The organism is Sulfobacillus harzensis (assembly GCF_012933365.1).
Lineage (GTDB): Bacteria > Bacillota > Sulfobacillia > Sulfobacillales > Sulfobacillaceae > Sulfobacillus_B > Sulfobacillus_B harzensis.
Genome location: NZ_JABBVZ010000209.1, coordinates 1 through 2790, shown reverse-complemented (window position 1 = coordinate 2790; position 2790 = coordinate 1). Strand labels below are relative to the sequence as shown.

General features: G+C 58.2%; 2 protein-coding genes and 1 pseudogene. 2 read left to right on the top strand and 1 reads right to left on the bottom strand.

All coding sequences use genetic code 11. The features are described from left to right. Positions 1–96 precede the first annotated feature (96 nt). Positions 97–486: pseudogene (locus HIJ39_RS24435) on the top strand (glycoside hydrolase family 15 protein); the annotation flags it as partial. A gap of 74 nt (positions 487–560) precedes the next feature. Next, on the top strand, positions 561–2546 hold the full coding sequence (locus tag HIJ39_RS22320; protein WP_169103242.1) for a glucodextranase DOMON-like domain-containing protein: 1986 nt from the start codon (positions 561–563) through the stop codon (positions 2544–2546). A 2-nt stretch (positions 2547–2548) separates the two neighbouring features. On the opposite strand, the gene HIJ39_RS23900 is transcribed toward HIJ39_RS22320, so the two are convergent. Further along, positions 2549–2790, bottom strand: a 242-nt coding sequence (locus HIJ39_RS23900) for a hypothetical protein (RefSeq protein ID WP_207711864.1), incomplete at its 5' end; no start/stop codon positions are given.

Genomic DNA, 2790 nt, shown 5'->3' with positions numbered 1-2790 from the left:
ACAAGTTTTCGATTCATACCACAATTATACAATGATGGATAACCATAGATAAAGTTTTAAGAAACTGTTAAAACCCTCCGATCGCACAACAGCCGTGTGGTTAGTGGGGAAGTCGCCGTGGGGTATGGATCGACGCCGACGACCGCGATTGCCGCAGCCGAGGCCACGCTCACCCCCCCACCCAAAGCGCTGTTAGGCCAGTTCGTCGCGCAATGGCACCGTTATTTGGCCCCACTCTATCATCCCAAAGGCCTTAGCGCAGCACTGACATCTCAGTACTGGGTGTCACTTATGACCATCAAAGCCGCCGAAGACAAAACCCATATTGGAGCAATGGCCGCGTCACTGACCACGCCTTGGGGCGAGGCCGAATCGGCGGCGAGCAACTCTGTGACCGGATATCACATGACCTGGGTGCGTGACTCGTATCAGATGGCTTCGGCTTTGCTCGCTGCCGGTGACCGACGCACAGCCCGCCAAATTCTCCACTGGTTCTTTCATACAGATGAATATCCCAACGGTAACTTCCCGCAAAATTCCTATGCGAACGGGAAGCCTTTTTGGACCGGCCAGGAAATGGACCAAAACGGATTCCCCGTCATTTTGGCGTACCAACTCGGGGACGATGGCCCGAAAAAACCTACGACCACTATATTGAACCGGCACTGCGCTATATTTTAGCTCATGGTCCTTGGACCGATCTGGATCGCTGGGAGGAGGCCTCGGGATTCTCCCCCAACACCATGGCCGTCGACATCGCCGCGTTAGCGCTCGGTGCTCACATTGCCCAGAAAGATGGGCATCCCCACCAAGCAGCGATCTATCAGGGCGTGGCGAAACACTGGCTGACCCACATCGAAGAGTGGACCGCTGCTGCCCACGGCCCGCTGTCGTCTTCCCCGTATTTTGTCCGCATCAGCACGGCCCCGACAGTGTCCAGCGATCATACCATCACCATTGCCAACGGCGGCAACACCTATCCCCAGACAGAAATCATCGACCAAGGGTTTCTGTCGTTAGTGCGATTGGGTTTGTTGGCACCTCGTGCGCCCATCATCCAAAATTCCCTGAAGGTTGTCGACCAGACGATCCGCGTCGAGACGCCTGCAGGTCCCGGATTCTTCCGATATAATCACGACCACTACGGAAACTATGCCAACGGAGCCCCCTACAATGGCTCCGGGAATGGCGGACTCTGGCCGGTATTGGACGGCGAACGCGGCGAATACAGTTTGTTAGCCGCACAGGACGGAATCAAGACCCGCCATTCGCCGCTCTTCTATCTCCAAACCATGCGGAACATGGCTTACGGTCTCGGAATGATCCCAGAGCAGGTGTGGCCCTTCAACACTACCATCCCCGCATCGCCCCCCGGAACATCCCCCCAGACGGCGAGCATCGGATTACGTCCCGGCGCAGCCACCGGCTCCGCCGCCCCACTGGATTGGGCCATGGCCCAATACGTACGCTTAGCCGTCGACATTAGCAAACACGCCCTGGTCGATCAGCCGACTGCTTTGGCGCGAGAGTTTAATCTCACCGCTCCGCACCCCAGTTCCCTATCCCTTGCGTTGGCTGTCTCTCCCGGTCGGACCATCCCGCTGCCTAGCACGGGGCCCTTCAGCATCGACTCGGGCAGTCAGATTGTTTACTCGACGTCGCCCACCATTTCTGGGAGAACCGTTCCGAGAGCTCGTGTCACCATTGGAGTGGCTGGGCATTACACCGTCCATACCTGGACCAGTACGGCCAACGCACATGGGAGTTTTTCGCTGCCGGTTACCATAGGATCGGGACTGAACATCGTTGACATTACAGTCCAGCACGGTGCGTCTCAAAAAACCATAACAGAAGCGCTGAGCTACGAGCCCCCGGCATTGGCCGCCTGGCGAAACCTGCCGTTCGACGATCAAGGCCCCGGTTGGTATCAATACCCGACCGGTGGTTGGTATGTCCGCGGCATGTTGGACATGACGTCGGTGGCCGTCCGCAATGTCGACGCCTACGATCAAATCAACGTGTCGTTCGACGTCTTACGGAACCTCTATGGCGGATCCAACGGGTTCGGTACCAAACTCATCGAACTCTATCTGATCAATCCCGCGGACACGAGCAGGGGAAGCCTTCAATCGCTCCCGTACGCCAATGTGGGCTTTTCCACCCCCTGGAACTATGCCGTACGGGTGTCGGGGTTCGATACTAAGCTAATCAATGCCGAAGGCCAAGTGCTTAGCCGCTCTTTGCCCGTGTCCACCAATCCATTGACACGGACGGTCAGTATCGACATCCCTTCCACCCTGGTCGGCGGCAAGTTCAGCGCAGGATGGGGGCTGTACGTGACGTCCCTCAGCCAAGATGGCTACGCACCGGGGGAGGTGCGACCCATCGCCCAGTATGCGGGGCCGTATAATTTTGGCTATGTCCGTCCAGATCCATACGGATACCCGACAAACGTCATGGATGTGCTGACCCCGACCGGAACACCGCAAGCGGCTCTGGATTACCTCAACGGCCCCATTACGCTCCGACCAGTGACCATTCCGTAGGCCTAGGTTGATTCTGGCGACACGCGCTGGCCCCCCAGCGCGTGTCCTTGGTCTTTGGCTCGCAATCGCCCGCCGTGGGGGACGTGGTTCAGCGCCCCATGCCGCGATTGGCCACCTGCGCTTCTAACCGTGGGTGCTGGGGGCGCCGCCACCACAACTAGCAGTATCTGGTAGGTAAAGAGGGGCCTCGGGGCTTGGCTGTGGTAGCGAGTGCCCCTTGAGCGCCCTCCTCCCCATAGAACCG